This window comes from Novosphingobium sp. UBA1939 (assembly GCF_002336885.1).
In the GTDB taxonomy this organism is placed as follows: domain Bacteria; phylum Pseudomonadota; class Alphaproteobacteria; order Sphingomonadales; family Sphingomonadaceae; genus Novosphingobium.
On the sequence record NZ_DDFB01000117.1, the window covers coordinates 33,865 to 58,653 of the forward strand.

Annotated in this window: 26 protein-coding genes; 12 read left to right on the forward strand and 14 right to left on the reverse strand. The window is 66.1% G+C overall.

What is annotated here, in order from left to right; all coding sequences use genetic code 11:
• Nucleotides 1–186 precede the first annotated feature (186 nt).
• Together B3547_RS15500 and B3547_RS15505 are read right to left on the reverse strand one after the other, a co-directional pair.
• Nucleotides 187–1,467 carry an ATP-binding protein gene (locus B3547_RS15500; RefSeq protein WP_292964508.1) on the reverse strand — a complete coding sequence of 427 codons (1,281 nt, stop codon included), beginning with the start codon at nt 1,465–1,467 and terminating at the stop codon, nt 187–189.
• 5 nt (nt 1,468–1,472) lie between these two features.
• The gene (locus tag B3547_RS15505) at nt 1,473–2,198 is read right to left on the reverse strand and encodes a response regulator (RefSeq protein ID WP_292964510.1); all 726 of its coding nucleotides are present in this window, start codon (nt 2,196–2,198) and stop codon (nt 1,473–1,475) included.
• Between the two features lie 190 nt (nt 2,199–2,388).
• Here B3547_RS15505 and B3547_RS15510 point away from each other — a divergent pair, with 190 nt between their 5' ends.
• Nucleotides 2,389–2,904: a hypothetical protein gene (locus B3547_RS15510; RefSeq protein ID WP_125954816.1), complete on the forward strand. Its 516-nt coding sequence runs from the start codon at nt 2,389–2,391 to the stop codon at nt 2,902–2,904.
• Nucleotides 2,905–2,982: 78 nt separating this feature from the next.
• Entirely contained in the window at nt 2,983–3,411 is a 429-nt protein-coding gene (locus tag B3547_RS15515; RefSeq protein WP_292964512.1) for an EF-hand domain-containing protein, read from the forward strand.
• A gap of 57 nt (nt 3,412–3,468) precedes the next feature.
• Here the strand turns inward: B3547_RS15515 and B3547_RS15520 are convergent, their stop codons facing one another.
• Nucleotides 3,469–3,804, reverse strand: a complete 336-nt coding sequence (locus B3547_RS15520) for a rhodanese-like domain-containing protein (RefSeq protein ID WP_124807781.1) — start codon at nt 3,802–3,804, stop codon at nt 3,469–3,471.
• Between the two features lie 125 nt (nt 3,805–3,929).
• Between B3547_RS15520 and B3547_RS15525 the strand changes: the two genes are divergently transcribed.
• Nucleotides 3,930–4,277: a carboxymuconolactone decarboxylase family protein gene (locus tag B3547_RS15525; protein ID WP_124807782.1), complete on the forward strand. Its 348-nt coding sequence runs from the start codon at nt 3,930–3,932 to the stop codon at nt 4,275–4,277.
• Nucleotides 4,278–4,298: 21 nt separating this feature from the next.
• Nucleotides 4,299–4,736 (forward strand): thioredoxin TrxC, encoded by a 438-nt coding sequence (gene trxC / locus B3547_RS15530; protein ID WP_124807783.1) that lies wholly within the window; start codon nt 4,299–4,301, stop codon nt 4,734–4,736.
• Between the two features lie 118 nt (nt 4,737–4,854).
• Here trxC and B3547_RS15535 read toward each other — a convergent pair whose 3' ends face one another.
• Nucleotides 4,855–7,221, reverse strand: coding sequence for a TonB-dependent receptor (locus B3547_RS15535; protein ID WP_292964515.1), 2,367 nt, complete (start codon nt 7,219–7,221; stop codon nt 4,855–4,857).
• A 224-nt stretch (nt 7,222–7,445) separates the two neighbouring features.
• Between B3547_RS15535 and B3547_RS15540 the strand changes: the two genes are divergently transcribed.
• Nucleotides 7,446–7,937: a MarR family winged helix-turn-helix transcriptional regulator gene (locus B3547_RS15540; protein ID WP_125954814.1), complete on the forward strand. Its 492-nt coding sequence runs from the start codon at nt 7,446–7,448 to the stop codon at nt 7,935–7,937.
• A gap of 19 nt (nt 7,938–7,956) precedes the next feature.
• On the opposite strand, the gene B3547_RS15545 is transcribed toward B3547_RS15540, so the two are convergent.
• Nucleotides 7,957–8,652: a nuclear transport factor 2 family protein gene (locus tag B3547_RS15545; protein WP_292964517.1), complete on the reverse strand. Its 696-nt coding sequence runs from the start codon at nt 8,650–8,652 to the stop codon at nt 7,957–7,959.
• Between the two features lie 75 nt (nt 8,653–8,727).
• Between B3547_RS15545 and B3547_RS15550 the strand changes: the two genes are divergently transcribed.
• Both B3547_RS15550 and B3547_RS15555 read left to right on the forward strand, forming a co-directional pair.
• On the forward strand, nt 8,728–9,666 hold the full coding sequence (locus tag B3547_RS15550; protein ID WP_292964519.1) for an SDR family oxidoreductase: 939 nt from the start codon (nt 8,728–8,730) through the stop codon (nt 9,664–9,666).
• A 71-nt stretch (nt 9,667–9,737) separates the two neighbouring features.
• Entirely contained in the window at nt 9,738–10,619 is an 882-nt protein-coding gene (locus B3547_RS15555; RefSeq protein WP_292964521.1) for a dienelactone hydrolase family protein, read from the forward strand.
• A 9-nt stretch (nt 10,620–10,628) separates the two neighbouring features.
• Here the strand turns inward: B3547_RS15555 and B3547_RS15560 are convergent, their stop codons facing one another.
• The 9 genes from B3547_RS15560 to B3547_RS15600 form a co-directional block, all read right to left on the reverse strand.
• A complete protein-coding gene (locus B3547_RS15560) occupies nt 10,629–11,564 on the reverse strand; it encodes an NAD(P)H-binding protein (RefSeq protein WP_292964523.1) in 936 nt (311 codons plus the stop codon).
• On the reverse strand, nt 11,561–13,045 hold the full coding sequence (locus B3547_RS15565) for a carotenoid oxygenase family protein (RefSeq protein WP_292964525.1): 1,485 nt from the start codon (nt 13,043–13,045) through the stop codon (nt 11,561–11,563). Before B3547_RS15565 ends, B3547_RS15560 begins: the two co-directional genes overlap by 4 nt.
• Nucleotides 13,046–13,499: 454 nt before the next feature.
• Nucleotides 13,500–14,288, reverse strand: a complete 789-nt coding sequence (locus B3547_RS15570; RefSeq protein ID WP_292964527.1) for a CmcJ/NvfI family oxidoreductase — start codon at nt 14,286–14,288, stop codon at nt 13,500–13,502.
• Between the two features lie 133 nt (nt 14,289–14,421).
• Nucleotides 14,422–15,366, reverse strand: coding sequence for a Gfo/Idh/MocA family oxidoreductase (locus B3547_RS15575; protein ID WP_292964529.1), 945 nt, complete (start codon nt 15,364–15,366; stop codon nt 14,422–14,424).
• Between the two features lie 61 nt (nt 15,367–15,427).
• Nucleotides 15,428–16,270: a class III extradiol dioxygenase subunit beta gene (locus B3547_RS15580; RefSeq protein WP_124807793.1), complete on the reverse strand. Its 843-nt coding sequence runs from the start codon at nt 16,268–16,270 to the stop codon at nt 15,428–15,430.
• A 1-nt stretch (nt 16,271) separates the two neighbouring features.
• Nucleotides 16,272–16,706, reverse strand: coding sequence for a protocatechuate 4,5-dioxygenase subunit alpha (ligA, locus tag B3547_RS15585; RefSeq protein ID WP_292964532.1), 435 nt, complete (start codon nt 16,704–16,706; stop codon nt 16,272–16,274).
• Nucleotides 16,703–17,728, reverse strand: coding sequence for an amidohydrolase family protein (locus B3547_RS15590; RefSeq protein ID WP_292964534.1), 1,026 nt, complete (start codon nt 17,726–17,728; stop codon nt 16,703–16,705). Before B3547_RS15590 ends, ligA begins: the two co-directional genes overlap by 4 nt.
• The gene (locus B3547_RS15595) at nt 17,725–18,546 is read right to left on the reverse strand and encodes an NAD(P)-dependent oxidoreductase (protein WP_292964536.1); all 822 of its coding nucleotides are present in this window, start codon (nt 18,544–18,546) and stop codon (nt 17,725–17,727) included. Before B3547_RS15595 ends, B3547_RS15590 begins: the two co-directional genes overlap by 4 nt.
• Before the next feature lie 63 nt (nt 18,547–18,609).
• Nucleotides 18,610–19,764 carry a LysR family transcriptional regulator gene (locus B3547_RS15600; RefSeq protein WP_292964538.1) on the reverse strand — a complete coding sequence of 385 codons (1,155 nt, stop codon included), beginning with the start codon at nt 19,762–19,764 and terminating at the stop codon, nt 18,610–18,612.
• A 112-nt stretch (nt 19,765–19,876) separates the two neighbouring features.
• Between B3547_RS15600 and ligK the strand changes: the two genes are divergently transcribed.
• The 5 genes from ligK to B3547_RS15625 all read left to right on the forward strand — a co-directional run bounded on the left by ligK (nt 19,877) and on the right by B3547_RS15625 (nt 24,786).
• On the forward strand, nt 19,877–20,551 hold the full coding sequence (gene ligK, locus B3547_RS15605; protein WP_194919768.1) for a 4-carboxy-4-hydroxy-2-oxoadipate aldolase/oxaloacetate decarboxylase: 675 nt from the start codon (nt 19,877–19,879) through the stop codon (nt 20,549–20,551).
• A 51-nt stretch (nt 20,552–20,602) separates the two neighbouring features.
• A complete protein-coding gene (locus tag B3547_RS15610; RefSeq protein ID WP_292964541.1) occupies nt 20,603–21,664 on the forward strand; it encodes a 4-oxalomesaconate tautomerase in 1,062 nt (353 codons plus the stop codon).
• 113 nt (nt 21,665–21,777) lie between these two features.
• A complete protein-coding gene (locus B3547_RS15615) occupies nt 21,778–22,662 on the forward strand; it encodes an amidohydrolase family protein (protein WP_124807800.1) in 885 nt (294 codons plus the stop codon).
• A 124-nt stretch (nt 22,663–22,786) separates the two neighbouring features.
• Complete coding sequence (locus tag B3547_RS15620; RefSeq protein ID WP_292964543.1) at nt 22,787–23,953, forward strand: GNAT family N-acetyltransferase; 1,167 nt, start codon at nt 22,787–22,789, stop codon at nt 23,951–23,953.
• Nucleotides 23,953–24,786 (forward strand): proline dehydrogenase, encoded by an 834-nt coding sequence (locus B3547_RS15625; protein ID WP_292964545.1) that lies wholly within the window; start codon nt 23,953–23,955, stop codon nt 24,784–24,786. The genes B3547_RS15620 and B3547_RS15625 overlap by 1 nt, the downstream gene beginning before the upstream one ends.
• The last annotated feature ends 3 nt before the right edge of the window (nt 24,787–24,789 follow it).

The window sequence follows — 24,789 nt, forward strand, 5'->3', positions numbered from 1 at the left end:
AGTTTAGCAAGGCTCCGATGGATATGTTGTAAAATTTAGCTACAGATCAGGCCTTTACGAACGCGCAGCCAGCCGTCGCGACGCGCTCATGCCAATGGGCGCGCGATGGTGAGCCCGCCGCGCCTTGTTTTTTGAAGTTCGACGCCGCGCGCCGGACACCGCGGCACCCGCGCGATGCGGTTCCGATCAGGTTGCGCGCAGCAGCAGCGTTACCGCGAAGCGGCCGTTGCGGCGGCCGAACGTGACCGTGCCGTCATGCGCGGCCGCCACGCGGCTGACGATGGCAAGGCCCAGCCCGGTCCCCTCGCCGCCACGCGCGCTATCGCCGCGGGCGAAGGGGCGCAGCATCTGTTCGCCCGCGGTCGGCGCGATGCCCGCGCCGGCATCGCTGACCGTGATCCGCAACGCCCCCGCTTGCACCGCAGCGCTCATCATGATCGGCGCCACGCCGTGACGCGCCGCGTTCGACAGCAGGTTGCCCACGGCCCGCGCCACCGCCTGCGGCCGCAGCGCGAAGGTCAGCCCGGGTGCGACATCGGGCTTGACCGTGCCCACCAGCCCGGCATCCGCCACCGCGCGCGCCAGCAGCCCGGCCACGTCGGTCGGCACCTGCGCCTCGTTCTCGAAACCCCGGCCGAAATCGAGGAACTGGGTCAGCATCGCCTCGATCCGGTCAACCTGCCGCAGCGCGGTTTCCTCCAGTTCCTCGTCCTGCCCGCGCAGCATTTCCAGCGAGAGGCGCAGCCGCGTCAACGGCGTGCGCAAGTCATGGCTGACCCCTGCCAGCATCAGCGCGCGCTCGGCTTCCTGACCCGCGATCCGCGCGGTCATGCGGTTGAGCGCCCCGGCCACGGCGGCCACTTCCTCCGGACCGGAGACGTCGAGAGGCGGCTGGGCTCCATCGGCGCGGTAGCCATCGACGCTTTGCGCCAGTTGTCGCAGCGGCCGGTCGATCCGGCGCTGCAACGCCAGTCCGCAGGCGATCGCAATCACGAAGGCCACGAACGAGGCGAGCATCAGGCTGGCCAGCGCCCCACGCTGGCGCGGTGGCGTGATGCTGACCCAGTAATCGCGCTGCCCCATGCGCAGCAGGAACCATAGCCGTCCACCCGTATCGGTGCGCCAGACGAGTTCGTCCTGCATGTGCAGGCGCGAGGCGAGCGTCAGCGTGAACTGCCGCTCGACCATCGTGGGAAAGCGCGGCCCGTCCGAAGGTACGTCCGCCGCCGGGCGCACCGCCATGCTGCCCGCGCGGTTGATCCCGTCGATCAGCGCCGCCTGGCGAGCCGGGTCCATTTCGCGCATCGCCTGCGACAGCGCGGTGACCATGTCAGCGGTGACGGCGGCGACGCGGATCACTTGCGGGCGGATCACCAGCGTCATGACGAGAAAGCCGGCAAGCAGTTGCCCCGCCAGCACCACCGCCACCAGCAGCGCCACGTTGCGATGGAACAGCCGCCGGAACACGCGCCTCAGCCCCCCGCCGTCCGGTCGGCCATCCCGTCCGTCAACACATAGCCGACACCCCATATCGTTCGCACATGGCGCGGATCGGCCGCGTCGTCGCCGATCGCGCGGCGCAGGCGCACGATCTGCACGTCGATGGCCCGGTCGGTCACTTCCGCATCGCGCCCCAGCGCGCGTTCGATCAGTTGCGCCCGGCTGAGCGGCCGCCCGGCGCTGCGCGCCAGTGCTGCGAACAGCGCGTATTCGCGCGAGGACAACGGCAGCACCGCACCATCGCGGCTGACCGTCATCGCGGAGAAGTTGATGCGGAACGGACCGATCTCTCGCTCCTCGTCACGCGTCATGGTCCGCTCCGGCCCCAACCGGCGCAATATGGCGGCCAGCCGCGCCACCAGTTCGCGCGGCAGGAACGGCTTGGCGAGGTAATCGTCGGCGCCCATCTCCAGCCCCAGCACGCGGTCGATCGGATCGCCGCGCGCGGTGAGCATGATCACCGGCGTCGCATCGCCCGCAGCCCGCAGCCGGCGCACCACCGCCAGGCCATCCTCGCCCGGCATCATCAGATCGAGCACGATCACGTCGGCCGGCTCGCGTTGCAGCGCCGCGTCCATCGCCTTGCCCCCGTCCACCGCGCGCACGGCATAGCCATGCTCCGACAGGAAACGCTGCAACAGCGCGCGCAGTTCAGAATCGTCGTCGACAACAAGCACGCGGGGCGAACGGTGGCTCATGCCCCGCCTTGTGCCATTCCCGCCGGGCCGCCGCCAGCGCGCAAGCTGTGACAAATGGTGACAGCGCGTCGTGCGTGTCACGCCTTGCCGCATCATCGCGCTTCGTCGGCATTGCCATGACACATCGCCTTGCCATTTCCTCGCCATCGCCAGTCAACGGCGTTCATTTTCACGCAAAGGAAACCAGACCATGATGCGCAAGACCATGAACACGATGATCGCCATGCTCGCCGCCACCACCCTGCTTGCCGGTGCCACCGCCGCCGAGGCAAGGCAGGGGATGGTGCGCGTTCGCGGCGCCAATGGCGCGGCCACCGGCGTCGCCGGGCCACGCGGCATCGCCGGACGCGCCCACGGCACCTATCAGTCGTCCGACGGCACGGTGACGCATGCCAGCGGCAGCGCGTTCCGGGGCGCCAACGGCAGCCGCGGCTATCGCGGTTCGTCCACGTCCGTTTCGCCCGACGGCACCGTAACGCGCAGCGGACAGGCCGCCGCCAGCGGTGCGCGCGGGTCCGCCAGCAGCGCGGGCAGCTTCACCCGCTCTGCCGACGGCACCTGGAACGGCAGCCGCTCCACCCAGGCGACGAGCGCCACGACCGGCAATTCTTATTCGGGTTCGACCACGATCGATCCCACAACGGGCAAACCCGTCCATTCCGGCACCTGCACCGATGCCTCTGGCGCCACGATCCCCTGCCGCTGATCCCGGCGCTTCCGTATCCCTCCGGCGCGGGGAGCTTCCGGCTTCCCGCGCCTTTCCCGTCGCCAAAAGGAAAAGCGTATGAGAGCCCTTTCGATCGCGCTGGCCGCGCTGGCCATGATCCCCACCCTCGCCCATGCCACCCCTGCCCGCGCCACCGCGCTGCCCGAAGGCGCCGCCGATCGCCTGCGCGAAGCCGATGCCAACGGGGATGGTGCGATCAGCCGCGCAGAACTGGGCGCTTGGCGCGTCAGCCAGTGGCAACGCATGGATCGCAACGGCGACGGCGCCTTCTCGCGCGATGACCTGCCCGCGCTGATGCGCAGCCGGTGGGACTCCGATCGTCTGGTCAAGCTGCGCCAAGTCTACGACCGCAATGGCGATGGGCGGATCAGCCGCACCGAATTTGTCGACGGCCCCGCCCCTGCCTTCGAGGCCGCAGATACCAACCGCGACGGCGTGGTCAGCGCGCAGGAGATGCGGGCGTTGAAAGCCCGCAAGGCCGGCTGAGCCGCCGCCTGCATTCCCGAAACGCGCCCCTTGCAGCCGGACGTTCGGCCGGATCGATCAGCGCTTGATCGGCAATCCGGCCGAAGCCCACGCGTTGAAACCGCCGGCAAGATGCGTATCGACGGCGGCCTGCGCCACCGCGCATTTGTCGAGCGCCATCGCCGAACGCTTGCCCCCAAGGCAATTCAGCACCAGCTTCTTTCCACCCGCATCGGGCAGACGCGAAGCCTGAAACGTCGACAGCGGCATGTTGACCGCGCCGGGAATATGACCGGCAGCGAACTCGTCCGCCTCGCGCACATCCACCACCATCGCCTTGCCATCGTCCAGTAGCGCCGCGAGTTCGGTCGCGCCGATTTCCGCATGCCGGGGCTTTCCGAAACCAAAGACCATTCGTCGTCCTTTCCGAGTCCGGAGGGCGATTTGCGGCGCCCTCACAATTGATATTGCTAATATTGTAATTACATTATATAAGTCAATTGTAATTTACAACGAGCTATCGATGAAGGAGCGCGACGATGCACAAGGATTGGCCAGCGATGGCAACCGAACTCTCCGGTGCGATCAAGGAAGTGCGGCTTGGCACGCCGGAGGTGATGAAGGCGTTTTCGGCGATGGCCAAGGCCGCTACCGACGCCGGCGCGCTGGATAGCAGGACCAAGGAGCTGATCGCGCTGGCCATCGCCGTGGCGATCCGCTGCGACGGCTGCGTCGCCTTTCACGCCCAGGCGGCGGTGAAGCACGGCGCGACGCGCGAAGAGGTCATGGAAACCATGGGCATGGCGCTCTACATGGGGGCAGGCCCCAGCCTGATGTATGCCGCGCAGGCGGTCGAGGCCTATGACCAGTTCGCGGCAAAGGGCTGATTGCCAGAACGGACGATCCGTATGTCCCCGACCGATGCCGCAATCGTCATCTGCCCCCGGTGTGCGGCGGCCAACCGCGTGCCGCAGGGGCGGCTGACGCAGCATCCCACCTGCGGCAAATGCAAGGCGCCGCTGTTCACCGGCCAGCCGGTGAACGCCACGCTGGCCGCGTTCGACCGGCACGTGGGCAAAGGCACGTTGCCGGTGCTGGTCGATTTCTGGGCCGAATGGTGCGGTCCGTGCAAGATGATGGCGCCGGCCTTCGCCTCGGCCGCGCAGGCACTCGAACCCTCGGTACGGTTGCTGAAGGTTGATACCGAACGCGAACAGGCGCTGGCCGCGCGCTATGGCATCCGTTCGATCCCGACAATGATCCTGTTTTCCGGCGGGCGCGAGGTCGACCGCATCTCCGGCGCGATGGACGCACGCCGCATCGCCGCCTGGGCGCAACGCCCCTGATCGTTGCCGCCCTGCCCCAACTCTTCGCCCCAACGCATCACGAGCACGCCCTCAACCCACGCAAAAGGGGCGACCGTTGCCGGCCGCCCCTTCGCTGGCGTTTGTGCGCCGGGGAAGATCAGAACTTCTTGTTCACCGTCACCGCGAATTCGCGTGGCCGGCCGACGTTCGAATAGGCCGTGCCGGCGGACGACGCGAGCGCCTGGAACCGCAACGGCAGGTAGTAATACTTGTCGAACAGGTTCTGCGCTTCCACCGAGATCGACAGATCCTCGTTTGCGTTCCGCCAGGTGATGCGGGCGTTGGCCAACGTGTAGGACGGATTGTAATCCAGCGGACCGAAGTTGCCGCCGCCCAGCGCGAGGCGCCCGATCGTCTGCTTGCCCACATGCGACAGGTCGATGCGCGGCGTGATGGAACCGGAAGAACCGAGATCGGCGCGGTACTGCACGCCAAGGCTCCACCGCCACTTCGGCGTGGTGATCGGATCGGCCAGACGGATCGATCCGCCCACCGTCGGCCCGATGCGCGACCACGAGCCGTCGATGTAGCTGAGCGAACCATCGATATCGAGACCGGGGATCGGGCTTGCGCTCAGTTCGGCCTCGGCGCCCGCCATATGCCCGTCACCCGCGTTCTGGATCGCCGCGCAGGGGAACGGATCGGTCCCCACGGCAAAGCCATCAAGCAGCGAACAGTCGCCGATCGGCAGCTGGATATTCTTGTAGTCGTTGTAGAAGCCGGAAAGGTTCAGGCGCAGCTTGCGGTCGAACAGATCGGTCTTCAGGCCGCCTTCGTAAGCGGTCAGCGTTTCCGGCGTGAAGGTGCCGTTCTTCGCCTGCGCCTTGGTGAACGGACGCGCGGTCACACCACCGCCCTTGAAACCGGTGCTGACGGTCGCATAGGCCAAAACTTGCGGGCTGAAGCGATAGTCGACCGAAATACGCCAGTCGACCTTGTGGCCATCGTACTTGGCAACCGAACCATCCAGCGCGCCGACACCGAAGATATCGACCAGCGGACCGCCGCTCCAGTTCTTGCGAACGAAGGTGTAGTCCTTGTGCTCCTTGGTGTAGCGCAGACCACCGGTGATCGTAAGCCCTTCGACGGGCCGGACGATGACCGTACCGAACGCCGCCTTGCTGTTGGCGTTGACCGGATCGTTGCCCAGGAACTGCAGGAACAGCGGCGGCGCGCCGTGGCCGATATAGCGGATGTCCTGCCGGGTGAAGTAGATCGACTGCTGGTCGTTGTAATAGCCACCCAGGGTCCAGTCGACCATGTCGCCGATCTTGCCGTTAAGGCGCAGCTCCTGGCTGAAGAAGCGGAAGCGCAGATCGTTGAAGCCGGCGCCGCCAATGAGCGGATCGGGCGTGTAATCGTCATCGGTGCCAAACTGTTCGCGATATTTGCGATAGGCCGTGATCGACTGGATCTTCAGCGAATCGTTCAGCGAAATGTTCAGATTGCTGGAAACGCCCCAGCCCGTGAACTTCGTGGTGTTGGGCATGGTATAGGCTTGCGCGGCCTGCCCGCCAGCCGGAAGGTAGAAACTTGCATAGGTGCAATAGCGGCCGCAGGTAAAATCGATCCCGTCCGATTTCGCCGGGTTGGAATAGGACAGCACACCCGCCGCATTGGTGCGGTTTTCGTAGGTGTAATCCCCGGTCACCGTCCAGTCGATCGTGTCGTTGGGATTGTAACGCAGCGACCCGCGCAGACCCGAATAGTTCTTCTCGCCAAGCTTGGCGACAACGCAGTTCGACGGCGTGGAGGCATTGCCGGCGATACCGAGGGCATTGCCCGGCTTCGCGCAGCCATAGTCAATCTGACTGACATAGCCGTCCTGACGCTTGAACACCCCGGAAACGCGGGCATAGAGCCCCTCGGCAAGCTTGAAATTGGCACTTCCGCGCAAATCGATGCGGTTGCGGGAACCATAGGCCGCCTCGACCGAGCCGCTGTTTTCCGCGGCGGGCTTGGCCGAGAACAACTTGATCGCGCCACCGATGGAGTTCCGACCCGTCAGCGTTCCCTGCGGACCACGCAGCACTTCCACGCGATCCAGGTCCAGCAAGTCCATGACGCTGCCGGTCAGGGTCGCGAAATAGACGTCATCGACGTAGATGCCGACGCCCGGTTCGTAGGCGGGGTTGAAGTCATACTGGCCGATGCCGCGAATATAGGCTGCCATCGACGATCCGAAGGCCCCGCCCATCTGCGTGAGCTGGACGTTGGGCGCCTGGGCCGCGATCTGCGAAATATCGGTTTGGTTGCGAGCTTCCAGCAGCTTGGAATCAACCGCCGTGATCGACAACGGCGTGTCTTGCAGGCGTTGCGAACGGAACTGCGCCGTCACCACGATTTCACGCGACGCGGCGGCTTCATCGGATGTTGATTGCGCCTGCGCCGCTTCCTGCGCGAAGGCCGGCATGGCGAGACCAAACGCCAGCGCCGCGGCACTTCCCGCGGAAAAAAGACGCACGATTCCTGCAGTACGGTTGGCGATTGCCATATCCCCTCTCCTGTTAGTATCCTCTACGGGACAGCCTTGCTAATTGTTAGTTAGGCATACAAACTTACCCGTGGCAAGCGCTTCCTGCACCATGTCGCCGCAAAAACGGCGCTGATGCACAAAAGTCACAAAACCACCACCAGCCTGACTGCCGCCTCTTGCCGTTCGCGCCGGGTGCGGCGATAGGCAACGCCATGACTTCCAAGGCTTCCGCCACGCCCGATCCGCAGACCGGCGGCACCGACAACGTGGCCCTGCTGATCGACCTGCTGAAGCTGGCCACCTTCATCGCCGGCCCGATGCGCGATGGCGTAGCGGAGCCGCTCGCGCTCAGTTCCAACGATCTGCGCGTGATTCTCGCGCTGGGCGGCGAAGGCGAACTGGCGGGGCACGACCTGTCCGAAATCATGGGAGTGCCTCCCATGAATGTCAGCCGCGCGCTGGCCAGCCTGCTGGAACGCGGCCTTGTCGAACTTGGCAGCGATCCGGCGAACCGCCGCCGAAAGCCTTTCCGGCTGAGCGCGCAAGGACGGGCGACTTTCGCCAGCACCCTGCCCGCCATGGAGAAAGTCGGCGGCGCCCTGTTCGTCGATCTCGACAAGGCGGAGCGCATGGCTTTCGGCCAGGCCATGCAGGCCGTGCTGGCGCGTATTCCGGGCTGGATGGACCGTCACAGTCCCGCCTGACGATCGCACCGAAGGTCCGTCATGATGTCGCCTTGCTGGCCAGCACCGCACCGAACCGGGGATGCGCAAAGTGCATCGGCACATCATGACGGTGTGGCCATGTCTGGCGGATTTCCGCGCTGCGGATTTCATCGGGGCCAAACGGATTTTCGGGATAGCATTCGGTCAAGGGCTGGAGATGCGCGGTGGTCTTCGACCAGCCGGCTTCGTACTCGCCCTGCCACTGCATCATGTAGTCCAGCCGCTTGATCTTCCAAACACCATCTTCGCGCACGTAATCGTTCTCGTAGATCCCCGCTTCCATGAACTGGAGCGGCAAACCCTGCGGCTTGAAGGCGCGCGTTTCATGGCTGCCGCCAAACAGCACGGCACGGAACCGGCCCTTCGCGGTCTGCCGGTCCGGCGCGACGGTAATGATGTCCTGCATCTGGAAATGATCGAGCAGGAAACCATAGGCCGGCGCTTCCTCGCCCGGCGCAAGGAACAGGCTGCGGAACCACGTGCCATAGAGCCGACGCGCGCCTTCCCGCCCCCGGTAGATGCCCGAAAGGAAGATCACCTCGCCGTCCTCGGCAAAAAGCTCTGCCACGTCGTCGGCGCGGTTGAAGTCGATGTAATAGCCATAGGCCCAGTGCAGGCGGCGGATGGCGTTGACGTCCTCCAGCAAGCCCACACGGCTTTCCAGCGCCTCCAGGCGGGCAGCAATATCCGTCATTTCAACTCTCCCAATTTCGATCTTTGTATGTAACACTAACAATAACAATCGACGGAACCATTGCGAGAGGAAAACATGGCGCTTGCCCAAAAAGACGGTTCGGAATGGTCCGGCCAGGTCGCGTTCGTAACGGATGGTGTCACGGGGATCGGCCTTGGCGTGGCGCAGGCGCTCAGCGATGCCGGCTTGCGGCTGGCGCTCAGCTATCGCAACGAGGCCCACCGCGAACTGACCGCGCGCTGGTTTGCCGATAAAGGGCGGGAACAGCCGCTGTTCGTGCCGCTGGATGTAACCGACCGCGCCGGCTTCGCCGAAGCGGCCGAGGCCGTGGAAAGGCATTTCGGCGCGGTGCACGTGCTGGTGAACAACGCCGGTGTCAGCGTGTTCGGCCCCACCGACGAGGCGAGCTATGCCGACTACGACTGGATCATGGGCGTCAATTTCGGCGGCGTGGTCAACGGACTGGTTAGCTTCCTGCCCAAGCTCAAGGCGGCCGGGGGAGCGCGTCACGTCGTCAACATCGCCTCGATGGCGGCCTTCCTGCCGGGGCCGCAAGCCGGCATCTACACCGCCAGCAAGTTCGCCGTGCGCGGCCTGACCGAATCGCTGCGCTACAACCTAACGCCCCACGGCATCGGCTGTTCGCTGTGCTGCCCCGCGCTGACCCGGACCAACGCATGGGATTCGGCGCTCAAGCGCCCCGACACTTTCGCCGATAGCGGCTTTGCCCCCGTTGCCCGAGCCGAACTGGAGCAGTTCGGGACGGCTTTCGAAGCCGGCATGGACCCGTACGAAGTCGGCCGCAAGGTGTTCGCGGGCGTGGTCGAAGACAGGGCGCTGATCCTCACGCATCCGGAATTCCGCGAGGATTTCGAGGAAATATTCCGGGACAGCGTGAACGCCCTGCCCAACGAGGAAGCGCCGCCCGCCCGGCTCGAAATCGAACGCCTGCGCCGCGCGGCAAACAAGGCGGCAAAGGCCGGCCGGATCATCGGTCTTTCCGATCTCACCTGACGGCCGCCGGTTGCGCAGCGCCGCTGCGCCGCTATCCTTTCGATCGGCGGGGATTTCGCGGAGAGAAGACGATGTGCGATCAGGATACGGAAGCCGACAACGAAAGCTGGCTGGCGTTGAACCGCCGGCAATTTACCGCCCTGGGCGCGGGCGCGGCGGCAATGACGATCGTTCCAGGCTGCATGGCCCAGACGCATGACGGCGCGGGCGGCAGCAAGACGGCCAGCCGCGCGGTGACAATCACTACGCCCGACGGCAAGGCCGACGCCTTCTTCGTCCACCCCGAAGGCGGCAAGCATCCCGCCGTGATCCTGTGGCCCGACATCGCCGGCCTGCGCGATGCCTACAAGACCATGGGCACGCGGCTGGCCGAGGCGGGCTATGCCGTGCTCGTGGTCAACCAGTACTATCGCTCCAGCCCGGCGCCCATTCTCAACAGCCTGTCGGAATGGCGATCGCCCGAAGGACAGCAGAAGCTGGCGCCGATGATCGCGGCGATCACTCCGGCGGGTACCGTGCGCGATGCGGCTGCCTTCGTCGCCTGGCTGGATGGGCAGGCAGAAGTGGATACCAGCCGGAAGATCGGCACCTGCGGCTATTGCATGGGCGGACCGTTCACCGTCCGCACCGCGCTGGCCAATCCCGCGCGAGTGGGCGCGGCAGCTTCGTTCCATGGCGCCAGCCTGGTCAACGATACGCCCGACAGCCCGCACAAGCTGCTTGCGCAGACGCAGGCGGCCTACCTCTTCGCGATCGCGCAGAACGATGACGCCCGCGCGCCCGACGACAAGGTGCGGTTGCGCGAAGCGGCCGACGCGGCGAAGCGGCCCGCCGAGATCGAAGTCTATCCCGCCCAGCATGGCTGGTGCACGATCGACGCGCCGATCTACGACAAGGCGCAGGCCGAGAAGGCCTGGGGTCGCATGCTCGCGCTGTACAAGCAGTATCTCTGAGAGGGTCTGTTAGGCGGAAATGCTGCGCGCCGCCTCGCGCAGCATTTCCGCATTGTCCGCGATCATCTGGCCGGTTGAGCGGGGTTTGCGCCCCGTCAGCCGCTCGACGTGGTCGGAGCGGATTTCCAGGAACCCTTCGCGGATCGCCCGGCCGAACGAGACCATGTCATCGCTGTTCCACGGAATGCCGTTGACGGACTGGTCATCGACGGGCCGGCGCGGAATGCCCATGGCGTCAAAGATTGCGTACTGCGCCTCGTCATCCACCGGCTCATAGGCCAGTCGCTGCCCGGTGGTCTGTGCCATCAGCGCCGTGACGTCGCGAAAACTCTGCAATTCCGGTCCGGTAATGTCATAGGTGCGGCCTTCGTGGCCCTCGCCCGTCAGCACGGCGACCGCGCAATCGATGCAATCGTCCCGCCAGACCATCGCCTCGCGCCCCTCGCCGGCATTGCTGATCCACGTGCCCGCCTGCATCACGCCCGGCCCCGCCATCAGCACCATCGCATCGGCATAGTGCGCATCGCGCAGCATGGTCCAGCCGCAGCTCGAGGCGCGGATGAGTCGTTCGGTCTCGATATGATCGTGCCGCACTTCGGCCGGGTTCGCCGGATCATCGATGCCGATGAAGCTGGTATAGACGATCTGCCGCACCCCGGCCGATGCCGCCGCCGCAATCGCCGCCCGGTGCTGCTCCACGCGCGCGCCCACCCGCGTCCCGCTGATCAGCAGCATCCGGTCCGCCCCGACCACTGCTTCGGCCAGCGTCTCCGGCAGGTCGAAATCGCCATAACGCACCGTGCAGCCTTGCGCCGCGCGGTGCGCCAGCTTTTCCGGCTTGCGCGTGATCAGGATCAGATCGGCCCCGCGCCCTTGCGCGATAAGCCGGTCTGTCACCCCTTGCCCATAGTTGCCGGAAGCGCCGGTGATGACGATCTGCGTCACGCCGCCGCCGCGTCCAGTTGCGCCTGCGGCACCCACCATCCATGCACCTGCGGGCGCAGCCGCGCGGGGATCGCCACTTTCGCCACCGGCCCCGCCGCGAGGTTGCCGGCATCGACCACCCAGGCCTCGTGCACGAAGCTGTTGGCGCCGACCTGCCGGTCCACGATCATGACCAGCCAGCCGTCATGCGCCGGGTCCTTCGCCGGCACGTGTACCGGCTCGTTATAGCCGGCCTGCGGCGGCAGGGGCAGCGCCTGCGAGACGTGCGGCGCGCCCGTGTCCATCCCGTCCAGGCGCACCAGCAGGTTGAAGCTGACGCCTACCGGCCCGGCGAAAAGCGGCGGTCCCTGCAGGTCCGGATTCATCGAGAGCATCCAGCCGTGGCCATAGCGGCGCCCCTGCTTCGCGGCGGGGATCACCGGGAAATCGCCGGGAGGGCCGATGATCGTTTCGGTGACGTCGCCACCCTCCGCCGTGGGATCGACGGTCCAGCGAGTCAACGCGCCCTGGACCTCCTGCGGCGCCATGAAGATGCCCGATGGTTCGCGGATGAAGGCAAAAGCGTTGGTGTTGTTGAGGCACGCATCGAAGTGCAGCAGCCCGCGCTCATCCTCCCACGCGTTCATCATGTGGTAGGAGTGGCACCCCTTCGGCCCCTTGAACCACCGGATTTCCGATACGTCGCCATAGCGCGGCATCACGCCCAGCCAGGAAGCGAGTTCCGGTTCGTGGTGCCAGTGTTCGCCCCCGGCCTGGATGCGCTCGAGATCGGCGGTAGTCGGATAGATCGGGAACAGTGCATAGTTCTCGCTGATCGTGAAATCGTGCATCATCGCGCAGTACGGCGCATCGAACCACTGTTCCGACTTCAGCGTGCCATCAGGGCCGACGATGCAGTAGGCGACTTTCTGCGAGGCGAGGCCATCCGCCTCGTAGCCATAGAAGAACAGCTCGCCGGTACTCGCGTCGATCCGCACGTGCGCGGTCATCGTCTCGGACTTCAGCGCGCCATCGAAGTCATGCGAACCGATGGTTTCGAGCGTAGCGGGATCGACGCGATAGGGGCGCCCATCCTCCTTCGCCATCAGCAGACGGCCGGCGTGCCAGACCGGCGTGGTGTTGGCGACCGTGCGGTCGATCCCGCGCACGTCCTCGTCATCGGTAAAGGGATTGCGGTATTTGCCGAAGCGCGCCCGGCCCAATTCCTTTTCCGCCTTGTGCCGCGCCGTTTCCACGAAGCGGATGGCGAAGTCCGCCGTGCCGTCCGCGTTGAACGACAGGCGGCTGACCATGCCATCGCCCGACAGCGTGTGATCGCTGGCGAACTTGGGCGGATAGGCCGGGTCGGGAACCGCGCGGAAGAAGCTGCCGCGCACTTCGGCCGGCAGCGCCCCCTCCACCGTCAGCCCCTTCAATTCGACCTCCTGGCCAACCGGCTCGTTCAGGCCGGTGAAATACGGAGTCTGCGGGAAAGCACCCATCGATCCTCATCCTAACAATTGTTATTATTTCTCCTTACAGAGTGAAACGGGCGATGCCAACCGATTCCGCAACGGCGCTCGCCACGATTGGCAATGGACGGAACTGCAGCATTCGCGCATTCCGTCCGCGCCAAAACGGAAAGGACCGCCGCCGCGAAAGCGACGACGGTCCTGGAAGCTGCCTTCCCGCTGAGCGGGTAAATCGGCCTCCTCTCCAACCGGTCAGAAGTCCTTCCTGAAACACCCGGCGCTGGCGAACGGCTCGTACAGCGATGTGAAGTGGGGCGTGATCAACAGGGTCCGGACTTCAAACGAAACGGGCTGCGACTCCTGGCTTTGACGCTTGTCGGCAAGCGAGCTCTTCCGGGAAAATAGCCTTCTAAGCGGCGCGGTGCAATCATTGTTGCAAAGGGGGCGCCACAGGGCGCCGCAAATGCACCACCGGCGGACCGGATCACGCCCACCACCAGGCCGTCGCGCGCATTTCGATGCTGACGCGGGGCGGCGCGTCGGGCGGGCAATCGGGCAGGTCGAACGCCACGTGGGGAACGTGATGCGCTCTGCCCTCGTCGGTATCGTTGGTCTTGAACAGGATCGCCTCATCGCGCGTCAGCGCGGGGAAATAGTGCCAGCGATGCGCGGCATTGTGCGCGACGACCAGCCCTTCGAACGACCATTCCGGCTTGCCCTCCTCATCGAACACGGCATCGGCTTCGATCAGGTCATCCCGCGCCAGCGTGCGGGCATCGCACAGGGCCAGCGGCACGTCCTGCGGCGGGGGCGAGATCGCGCGCCATACGTTGTAGTGCGCGCAGCGCACGAACGGCCTGCCCGCCGCACCGCGTTCGCCGAACAGCGCGGCGGTCCTGTCCGAGATGTCGATATGCGCGAAGCGCGCCGGCATGGAATTGTTGAGGCTGCCCGCCCGACCCGACCGTTCGCTGAAGCGCAGCAGGCCAGGGCTGCCGACGTGGACATGATCCGCCCCGGTCACCCCGCGCACCAGCTCCGCGATCTCGTGCATGTGCAGCGAAACGACCTGTTCGCGGTCCGCGAAATCGGAAACGGCACTGGGATGGGCGACGAGTTGGAATCCCTCACGATCGATCGCGGTTCCCTCAGCGCGCGCATCGTGCATCGGCATGGGCACCGGGGCGATATCCACCTCATCCCGCTCATGCGCGTTGGCATAGTAGCGCGGTCGGGCGAAGCGGCGGCCCGAATAGGCGATGAGCGCTTCCATCACGGCATCCTTCTCCTGCGCCCGCCGTTGCCCGCGGGCCAACCGGAGAAAAGACCACAATTGTTAGCATTGCAAACAGAAAGACCCGCTTCACCAACCGGCGAAGCGAGCCTTCCAGGAAACGGTAGGAGAATCAGCCCTGCGCGAGCTGCTGCTCCAGTTCGCCCAGCACGCGGTAGCAATCGAACACCTTGGCCACCGAGCTGTTGGGATCACGGCCTTCGCGGATCGCGCTGACGAATTCGCGGTCCTGCAGTTCGATGCCGTTCATGCTGACGGCAACCTTCGATACGTCGATCGGCTCTTCCTTGCCATTCACCAGATCGTCGTAACGCGCGATATAGGTCGCGGTATCGCCGATATAGCGGAAGAAGGTGCCCAGCGGCCCGTCGTTGTTGAACGATAGCGACAGCGTGCAGATCGCACCGCTTTCGCTCTTGAGCTGGATCGACATGTCCATGGCGATGCCCAGCTCCGGATGGATCGGGCCTTCCACCGCGTTGGCCTTGACGATCTTGCCCGCCTGATAGGCGAACAGGTCCACCGTGTGCGCGGCGTGGTGCCACAGCAGGTGGTCGGTCCACGAACGCGGTTCACCCTTGGCGTTGATGTTCTTGCGGCGGAAGAAATAGGTCTGCACGTCCATCTGCTGAACGTTGAACTCGCCCGCCTTGATCCGGTTGTGCACGAACTGGTGGCTGGGATTGAAGCGGCGGGTGTGGCCGACCATGCAGACCTTGCCGGTTTCCTCCTGCACGCGCAGCACATCCAGCGAATCCGCCCAGCTATCGGCCAGCGGAATTTCCACCTGCACGTGCTTGCCCGCCTTCATGCAGGCGATGGCCTGCGATGCGTGCATCTGGGTGGGCGTGCACAGGATCACGGCGTCCACGTCGTCGCGCGCCAAGGCGTCTTCCAGTTCGGTGGACGAATGCTTCGCGCCATACTTGGCGGCAACGGCGGCAGCCTGTTCGCCGGTGCGGCTGATGATCGAGACGATTTCGACGCCATCGATGTTCTTCAGGCCATCGAGGTGCTTTTCGCCGAACGCGCCGGCGCCTGCGAGGGCGATACGCATGGGGTCAGTTCCTTCAAAAAAGACCGGGCGGCCCGGAAGCCGCCCGGCAGGGTGGATCGTTTCAGTCCGCCGGTTCGAGCACGATGTGCCCGATGGCGGTGTTCGAGCAGGGGATGTGGTAGTGGCGGTTCAGCCGCTTGACCTTCTTGCCCAGCGCGCCGCGCATGATCAGCCACATCACCATTTCGATGCCTTCGCTGCCGGTTTCGCGCAGGTATTCGATGTGCGGGATATGGCGCACATCGTCGTTGTCGGCTTCCAGCAGATCAAGGAACTTGTTGTCCCATTCGCGGTTCAGCAGGCCGGCGCGCGGCCCCTGAAGCTGGTGGCTCATGCCGCCGGTGCCCCAGATCTGCACGTTCAGGTCTTCGGGGAAGCTTTCCACCGCGCGGGCAATCGCCTCGCCCAGCGCCCAGCAGCGGTTGCCCGAAGGCACCGGATAAGTGACGACGTTCACCGCCAGCGGCACCACCTTAACCGGCCACTTTTCCGGCTGGCCGAACATCATCGACAACGGCACGGTCAGCCCGTGGTCCACGTCCATCTCGTTGATGATGGTCATGTCGAAATCGTCGAGGATCAGGCTTTGCGCGATGTGCCAGGCAAGATCGGCGTGGCCTTCCACGTCGGGCACCGGGCGCGGCCCCCAGCCTTCGTCGGCCGACTTGTAGTGCTCACCGCAACCGATCGCGAACGTCGGGATGATGTTCGCGTCAAAGGCGGAAGCGTGGTCGTTATAGACCAGGATCACCACATCGGGCTTCGTTTCCTTTTCCCATTCGCGGGTCCATTCGTATCCCTTGAAGATCGGGCCGAAGTAATCATCCTGCCACTTGCCCTGGTCGACAGCGACACCCAGCAGCGGCACATGGCTGGAGCCAACGCCAGCGGTAATACGGGCCATCTCAGTAGCCTCCCTTGATCGAACGGTTGCCTTCCGGCGAGCGGCCGCCGTTGAGCATCATCTGCTGGTATTCGGGGAACGTCATGTCGGTCATCGTCGACACGGCCTGGGCGAAGCTGAACCCGTCGGTCGAAAACAGCTTGGACAGGAAATAGACGTTTCCGCCCAGATCGAGCAGCCGGTTGTAATCCCGCGCCAGCAGCGCTTCCTTGGCCTCGTCGGAAATGTTCCATTCGTCGAGGTAGGCCTTTTCATCGGCCTTGAAGCGTTCGCGATTGTCGGCCTTCATCAGGCTCATCGCGAACTGGTTGATCCAGTATCCCCGCCGGGCGCGCTTGGCCGTGTAGACCCGCGTGCCGGGGATATCGTCGAACTCGGCCAGGTATTCGTGGATGTTCTGCCGAGCCGTTTCGCCAGCGTCTTTCTGGTTGCTCACAGGCCCCTCTCCTTCAGTTTGGCGTCGAGACGCGGGAACACGCGGCGGGCGTTGCCTTCGAAGATCGCGTGGCGTTCCGTGTCCGAGATAGCGAGCGCATCGACATAGCGCTTGGTGTCGTCGAAATAGAAACCGGTGGTCGGATCGATCCCGCGCACCGCGCCGACCATTTCCGATCCGAACAGGATGTTCTTGTTCTCGATCACGTCGGCCAGCAGATCGATGCCCGGCTGGTGATAGACGCAGGTATCGAAGAACACGTTGTTCATCAGGTGCGTGTCGAGGCCGGGCTTCTTCAGCATGTCCGCCAGCCCGCGATACCGGCCCCAGTGATAGGGCACCGCGCCGCCGCCGTGCGGGATGATGAAGCGCAGGGTCGGGAACCGGCCAAACAGGTCACCTTCCAGCAACTGCATGAAGGCGATCGTGTCGGCCGCGATGTAATAGCCGCCGGTGGCGTGCATCGCCGGGTTGCACGAACCCGAAACGTGGATCATCGCCGGCACGTCCAGTTCCACCATCTTCTCGTAGAACGGGAACCAGTATTCGTCCGTCAGCGGCGGATGCTTGAAGTGCCCGCCGCCCGGATCGGGATTGAGGTTGCAGCCGATGAAGCCCAGCTCGTTGACGCAGCGCTCCAGCTCCGCAATCGAGCTGGTCATGTCCGCTTCGGGCGACTGCGGCAGCATGCACACGCCCGCGAAGGTTTCGGGATAGAGGCGCACCACGCGCGCGATCAGATCGTTGCAGACCTGCGCCCACTTCACCGCAACCGACTGGTCGCCCACATGCGGCGCCATCGCCGAAGCGCGGGGGCTGAAGATCGTCATGTCCGCGCCGCGTTCCTTGAGCAGGCGCAGCTGGTTGCCCTCGATCGTCTCGCGGATCTCGTCGTCCGAGATTTCGGGATAGGGCGGGCACTCGGTCCCGGCCTTGAACGCGGCCTTCTGCTTCTCGCGCCATTCGTCGTGCGCCTTGGGCAGCACGGTGTAGTGGCCGTGGCAGTCGATGATCATGGTCATGCGACTTCAGTCCTCTCCGGTTTGAATGCGATCGTCTTGCCCGCCTGTTCACGCTGGCGACGGACAGTGCCGCTGGTCATCACCGGTTCGATACCCAGCGATTCCAGCGTCTTGCAGCTTTCCTCCATCTCGGCGGCGCGGCGAATGCCGTGCGTGGTCATGCGCTCGACGTTGTAGGCGGCGCGGACCGTCCAGCTTTCCCGCTTCTCGCTGGCGTCGAGCGAGGCCAGCACCTCGTCGACCACGCCGGCGGCGCTCGCCGCCAGCATCATCTCGGCCGTCAGTGCCTCGATACCCTTGACCATGATCGACCGGATCATCTTGATCGCGCTCGCCCGGCCGATCTCGGCCCCCACGATGCGGACGTTGGCGAACCCGGCCTCGCGCAGCAGCGCTTCGGCATCGGCCGCGGCGTGGCCCGCCAGCAGCAGCGGCACGTTCATGCGCGCGGGATGGACCGGTGCCAGCACCGCCACGTCGACATAGCGCCCGCCCGCCGCCTCGATCGCCTTCGCGGCGGCACGCTTGGTATCGGGCGCCACCGAATTCATGTCGCACCAGATCGCCCCCGCCTTCAGCAGACCGGCATAGTCGCGCGCCGCCGGCAGGGCGGAATCCGCCGTCACCAGCGACAGCGCAAAGTCCGCACTGGTCAGCGCGCATTCGGCGGTGGCGCAGGCGACGACGCCGGCTTCCTCCATCACCGCGCGCCGCGCGGGATTGATGTCATAGGCCAGCGCGCCCGCTTCCCAGCCGGCGGCCTTGGCGAAAGTGGACCCGGCTTCGCCGAACCCGATCAGGGCAAGTGTGGCATCCATCGATCGCCCTCCTGCGCGGAGAGGCCCGCGCCGGGAAATGCAAAGATGGGCGCGGGCATAAATTTATGCGAAACCCGCTTGCGCCACCTCATGCAGCAGCGTGACGAACGCGGCCTGTGGCGCGGTGGGCCGCCAACCCTGCCGCGTGGTGATCCCGATCGTGCGCGTGACCGGAACCGGCGGCGGCCGCATCGCCAGCACGCCGGCATCCAGTTCCACCGCCAGTTGCGCGGGCGACAGCAGCGTCAGCGCATCGCTTCCCCGCAGCAGCTGGCGCACCGTCAGCACCGATCCGCATTCGATGCCCACATGCGGCGGCTCCGCCCCCACCGCGCGCATCATCGCTTCCCAATAGTGCCGCAACGGCGTGTCGCGCCCCGACAATATCCACGGATAGGCGGTCATCGCCGCGCCTTCGACAGCGGGCAGCGCCAGCAGCGGATGGCCCGCGCGCATCACCAGCGCGGGGCGATCCTCGAACACCGCTTCCTGTTCCAGATCGTCGAGCAGGGCCGCCTCGCGCAGCGCGCCCAGCATCAGGTCGATCTCGCCATCGCGCAGCGGGCCGGCCAGCTCGGCATGGCTGCCTTCCATCACCGCGACATCCACCCCCGGCCAGTCGCGCACGAAGCGCAGCACCGTTTCCGGCAGCCAGCGCGCGCGCGAAAGCGGCATTGCCCCCACCACGATGCGCCCGGCGGCCTTGCCCTGCCAGGCCGCCACTTCGGCAAGGCCGGCGCGCAGTTCCGCCATGGCAAGGCCGAACCCTCGCGCGCGCCGCTCCCCGGCCGGCGTCAGCATCACCGAACGGCCGCGCCGGTCGACCAGCCGCTGGCCCAGCGCCACCGCCAGATCGGCCACGGCGCGGTGCAGCGAAGCGGTGGAAAGCCCGGTCTCCTCGGCCGCGACGGCATAGCTACCCGCCCGCGCCAGTGCCAGGAACGCGCGCATCTGCGTGCCGGTCACGCGCGGGGAACCGATATGCGCCAGGGCCGCGTCGGCGCGCGGCGCCAGCAACAGCGCCGGTTCCGTCGGCGTCATGCCGGCCGCGCCGCGCTCGAACAGCGCGCAGCCGAGGTCCGCCTCCAACCGGGCGATCGCCTGCGTCAACGCCGGCTGCGTCAGGTTGATGGCGCGGGCGGCGCGCGTTACGCTGCCATGGTGCACCGTGGCCGCCAGCGCGGCGAAGTGGCGGATATTGAGAGGCCGCTCGCTCATTCCGCTCGCTTAGCATTTCCTTATGCCCCGCGCCAAACATTGCATTGGCTGGCATGGCGCGTGCGGCCCATGGACACGGCGAGATTACGCCATGCAATTGGGAGCACGGGATATGTCGGGTATCGTCGTCCAGAATATCGAGCGGGCCGATCCGGCCGTGATCGACGGCCTTGCCGCCTGCGGCGTGGCCACCGTGCACGAGGCGCAGGGCCGCACCGGCCTGCTCGCCAGCTACATGCGCCCGATCTATCGCGGCGCGCGCATCGCTGGCAGCGCGCTGACGATCAGCGCCGCGCCCGGCGACAACTGGATGGTCCATGTCGCCATCGAACAGCTCCAGGCCGGAGACATCCTCCTGCTCGCGCCGACCTCTCCGTGCGAGGACGGCTACTTCGGCGATCTTCTCGCCACCAGCGCGCAGGCGCGCGGCTGCCGCGGCCTGGTGATCGACGCCGGCGTGCGCGACGTGCGTGATCTTACCGAGATGGAATTCCCCGTCTGGTCCAAGGCGATCTATGCGCAGGGCACGGTCAAGAACACGCTGGGCAGCGTCAACGTCCCGGTCGTCTGCGCCAACGCGCTGGTCAATCCGGGCGACGTTATCGTGGCTGACGACGACGGCGTCTGCGTGGTCCCCCGCGCCAACGCCGAAGCCGTGCTGAAAGCCGCGCAGGCGCGCGAAGCCAACGAAGGCGAAAAGCGCGCCAAGCTGGCTGCCGGGGTTCTGGGGCTGGACATGTACAAGATGCGCGAACGGCTCGAGAAGGAAGGGCTGAAGTATGTGTGAGGGGGCGAACATGGCGCCTGTCACTCCCCTCCCGCAAGCGGGAGGGGGCCGATGACCTCCGGCTTCTCTGCCCCCTGCATGTGGATGCGCGGCGGCACGTCCAAGGGCGGATACTTCCTCAAGGAAGACCTTCCCGTCGATACCGCCGCGCGCGACGCGTTCCTGCTCGGCGTGATGGGCAGCCCCGATCCGCGCCAGATCGACGGCATGGGCGGCGCGGACCCGCTGACCAGCAAGGTGGCCGTGGTAGCGAAGTCCACGCGCGAAGGGATCGACGTCGATTACCTGTTCCTGCAGGTCTTCGTCGATCAGGCGATCGTTACCGACGCGCAGAACTGCGGCAATATCCTGGCCGGGATCGGCCCCTTCGCGATCGAGCGCGGCCTTGTCGCCGCCACCGGCGATGAAACCCGTGTCGCCATTTTCATGGAAAACACCGGGCAGGTCGCCGTGGCCACGGTGCGGACGCCGGGCGGCAAGGTCACGTATGCCGGCACTGCCGCGATCGATGGCGTGCCGGGCACCCATGCGCCGGTCCCACTGGAATTCCGCGATACCGCCGGATCTTCGTGCGGGGCGCTGCTGCCCACGGGCAACGCGGTCGATGTAGTCAACGGCGTGCCGGTGACGCTGATCGACAACGGCATGCCCTGCGTGGTGATGAAAGCGCAGGACGTGGGTATCACCGGCTACGAGGACCGGGACTGGCTGGACAACGCCACCGAGTTGAAGGCCAGGATCGAAGCGATCCGGCTGGCCGTGGGCGAACGCATGAATCTGGGCGACGTGAAGGAAAAGTCCGTCCCCAAGATGATGCTCGTCGCCCCGCCGAAGAACGGCGGCGCCGTTACCGTGCGCAGCTTCATTCCCCACCGCGCCCATGCCACCATCGGCGTGCTGGGGGCGGTGAGCGTCGCTACTGCCTGCCTCATCCCTGGTTCGCCGGCGGCCGAGGTGGCCGTGATCCCCGACGGCATGCGCAAGACGCTGTCGGTGGAGCATCCCACCGGCGAAATGAGCTGCGTGCTCGAAACCGACGATACCGGCGCGGTGCGCACCGCCGCGCTGCTGCGCACCGCGCGCAAGCTTATGGACGGCGTGGTGTTCGGATAACGGGCAGCGCGCATGCTTCGACAGGCTCAGCATGAGCGGAGTCTGGTATTTGTTCCTGTTTCAACACCCGTTCGTCCTGAGCCTGTCGAAGGACGCGCGCCGAGGGTAAGACCATGACCGACCGCATCCTGAGCTGGCACACAAACCCGTCCAAGCCGCGCTACACCCCGCCCGCCGGCGCGATCGACGCGCATTGCCACGTGTTCGGCCCGATGGCGCAATTCCCGTTCAGCGCCAAGGCCAAGTACCTGCCGCGGGATGCCGGACCGGACATGCTGTTCGCGCTGCGCGATCACCTGGGCTTCACCAAAAACGTGATCGTGCAGGCAAGCTGCCATGGCACCGACAACGCCGCCACGCTGGATGCCATCGCCAAGTCCGATGGCAAGGCGCGCGGCGTCGCCGTGGTCGATCCCGCGATTTCGGAAGCCGATCTTCATGCCCTGCACGAAGGCGGCATTCGTGGCATCCGCTTCAATTTCCTCAAGCGGCTGGTCGATGACGCGCCGAAGGACAAGTTCCTCGAAGTCGCCAACCGGCTGCCCAAGGGCTGGCACGTGGTGATCTATTTCGAGGCCGATATCCTGGACGAACTGCGCCCGTTCATGGACGCCATCCCCGTGCCGCTGGTGATCGACCACATGGGCCGCCCCGATGTGCGGCAGGGTCCGGACGGCGCGGACATGAAGGCCTTCCGCGCCTTTCTGGACAGCCGTGAGGACATCTGGTTCAAGGCCACCTGCCCCGACCGGCTCGACGCGATCAAGGAAGGCGGCGCGGGCGATCCGTGGAACGCCTTTGCCGACGCCGTGGCGCCGCTGGTGGCCGATTATCAGGACCGCGTGTTGTGGGGCACCGACTGGCCGCACCCCAACATGGACACTGAGATCCCCGACGACGGCCATCTGGTCGACATGATCCCGCGGATCGCCCCGACCGAGGAACTCCAGCGCAAGCTGCTGATCGACAACCCCACCGCGCTTTACTGGGCCGACTGACAGCCCGCACGGACAGGCCCCGCGCCTGCCCGATCACCCCTTTGTCAGGCCGCTGCACCACCCGGCGCGCAGCGAAAAATTAAGCCCCTTCGGTTAGAGTCCACTCTGACGGAAGGGACGGCAAGTGATCCGCACGCAACCGCATATCGATGGCGAGGCCGCGCCGCGGTCGGCTTCCGCGCGCGCGTACAAGACGGTGGCGTTTACCCCGGCCCTCGCCGATCCGGCCTTTTGCGCGGCATGGACCCGGCTCGAAGCGTCCGCCGCCTTGCCAACGCAGGGATTGGCCTTCGTCACCGCGCTGGCCTGTTCGATGCTGGCCGGCGCCGACATCAACGTTTTCGCCGTCGCCCACGAGATCGGCGGCCAGGAACTGGCCGCGCGAGGATGGGAGGGACTGGCGGCGCTGCTACCCTTGTATCGCGATGCTTCCAGCCGGCCACACCGCTGGCGGATGCCCGGCGCGCGCGAGGTCTATGAACCTTGCGATGCGCTCTATGATAGCCCCGAAGCCGCGCACCGGCTCGCCCAGGCCATCGCCGGGCAATCGCAGCCCGTCTCGCTGGACCGGATACCGGCGCAGTCGCTGCTCGTCCCCACGCTGCGCGCGGCGATGAAAGGGCGCGGACTGGTGTCGGTCCGGTCCGCCCTGCCCTGTCCCACGATCACGCTTGGACCGGCGTGGGAACACCCTGAAGACCAGTTCAACGCCGGCCGCCGTTCCGACTTCCGCCGCGCCGCGCGCAAGGCCGCGGCCATGGGTGCCGTGACCTACGAGGTCCACGCGCCCGATCCAGACACCTTCGACCGCTGGTTCGACGAGGCGCTCGATGTCGAACTGCATAGCTGGAAGAAGGAGGCAGGGACGGCCATGGCCAGTGATCGGGCCAAGGCCGATTTCTTCCGAGCCTTCTTCCGCGCCGCCAGTGCCGCCGGCACGTTCCGCGTCGCCTTCGTGCGCATCGATGGACAGCCGGCCGCCATGCAGCTTGCGATCGAGCACGCCGCGCGCTTCTGGCTGTTCAAGATCGGCTACGACGAACGCTTCGGCAAATGTTCACCGGGAACGCTGCTGATGCTGCACACGCTGCGATACGCCGCCTCGCGCGGGCTGATCGCCTACGAACTGCTCGGCAATATCGAGCCGTGGATCTCCGAACTGTGGACGCGCGATCACCACGAGTGCGTGCGGCTGCGCACCTATCCGTTCTCCATCGCCGGGCTGACGGCGCTGGCCGTGGACGGCGGCGATTGGCTGCGCCAGCGCCTGTTTCCCGAAACCGGTGCCTGATGCGCGGCGTGAAAGCCGCCCTGCGTGACGCGCGCTATGCCCTTCCCGGCCGTCTGGGGCGCCTGCTGCCGGCGCCGGATGCGCGATCCGTCGCGCGGCTGGCGCGGCGGCTCGAACGGCGCGGGATCGGGGTAACAACGGGTTACATCCCGGGGCCGGACGCGGAACCCGCTGCCGTGGCGGCCAAGAACACCGCCGCCATCGCGCTGCTCGCGAGCCAGGGCGGCGCGCCCTATCTCTCGGCCAAGCTGCCCACACTGGCGTTCGACGAGCCCGCCTTCGCCGCCATCGCGCAGGCCGCGAGCACCGCCGCCATGCCTTTCCTGTTCGACGCGCATGCGCTGAAGGACGCGGAACCGATCCACGGATATCTGGCGGCCCTGCTCCCGGAACAGCCAGGCACCGGCTGCGTCCTTCCCGCACGCTGGCGGCGCAGCCTGGACGATGCGGCGCGCCTGCGCGACACCACCGCCCGCTTGCGCCTCGTCAAGGGCGAATGGGCCGATCCCGATTGGCCGGATTGCGACATGGACCACGCCTATCGCGCGCTGGTGGAAACGCTGGCCGGTCGAACCGCCCCGGTATCCGTGGCCACGCACAAGCCGGAGCTGGCGGACCATGCGCTGCGCACCTTGCGCGCCGCCGGCACGCCGTGCGAACTCGAACAGTTGCGGGGGCTGCCGATGCGGCGCACCATGGCCATCGCGCGAGCGCAGGGCGTGCCGGTCCGCGTCTATATCCCGTTCGGCGAAGGGTGGTGGCCCTATGCGCTCGACAAGGCGCTCGCCCGCCCGTACCTGCCGCTGTGGATGCTGCGCGACCTGATCGGCTGAAAC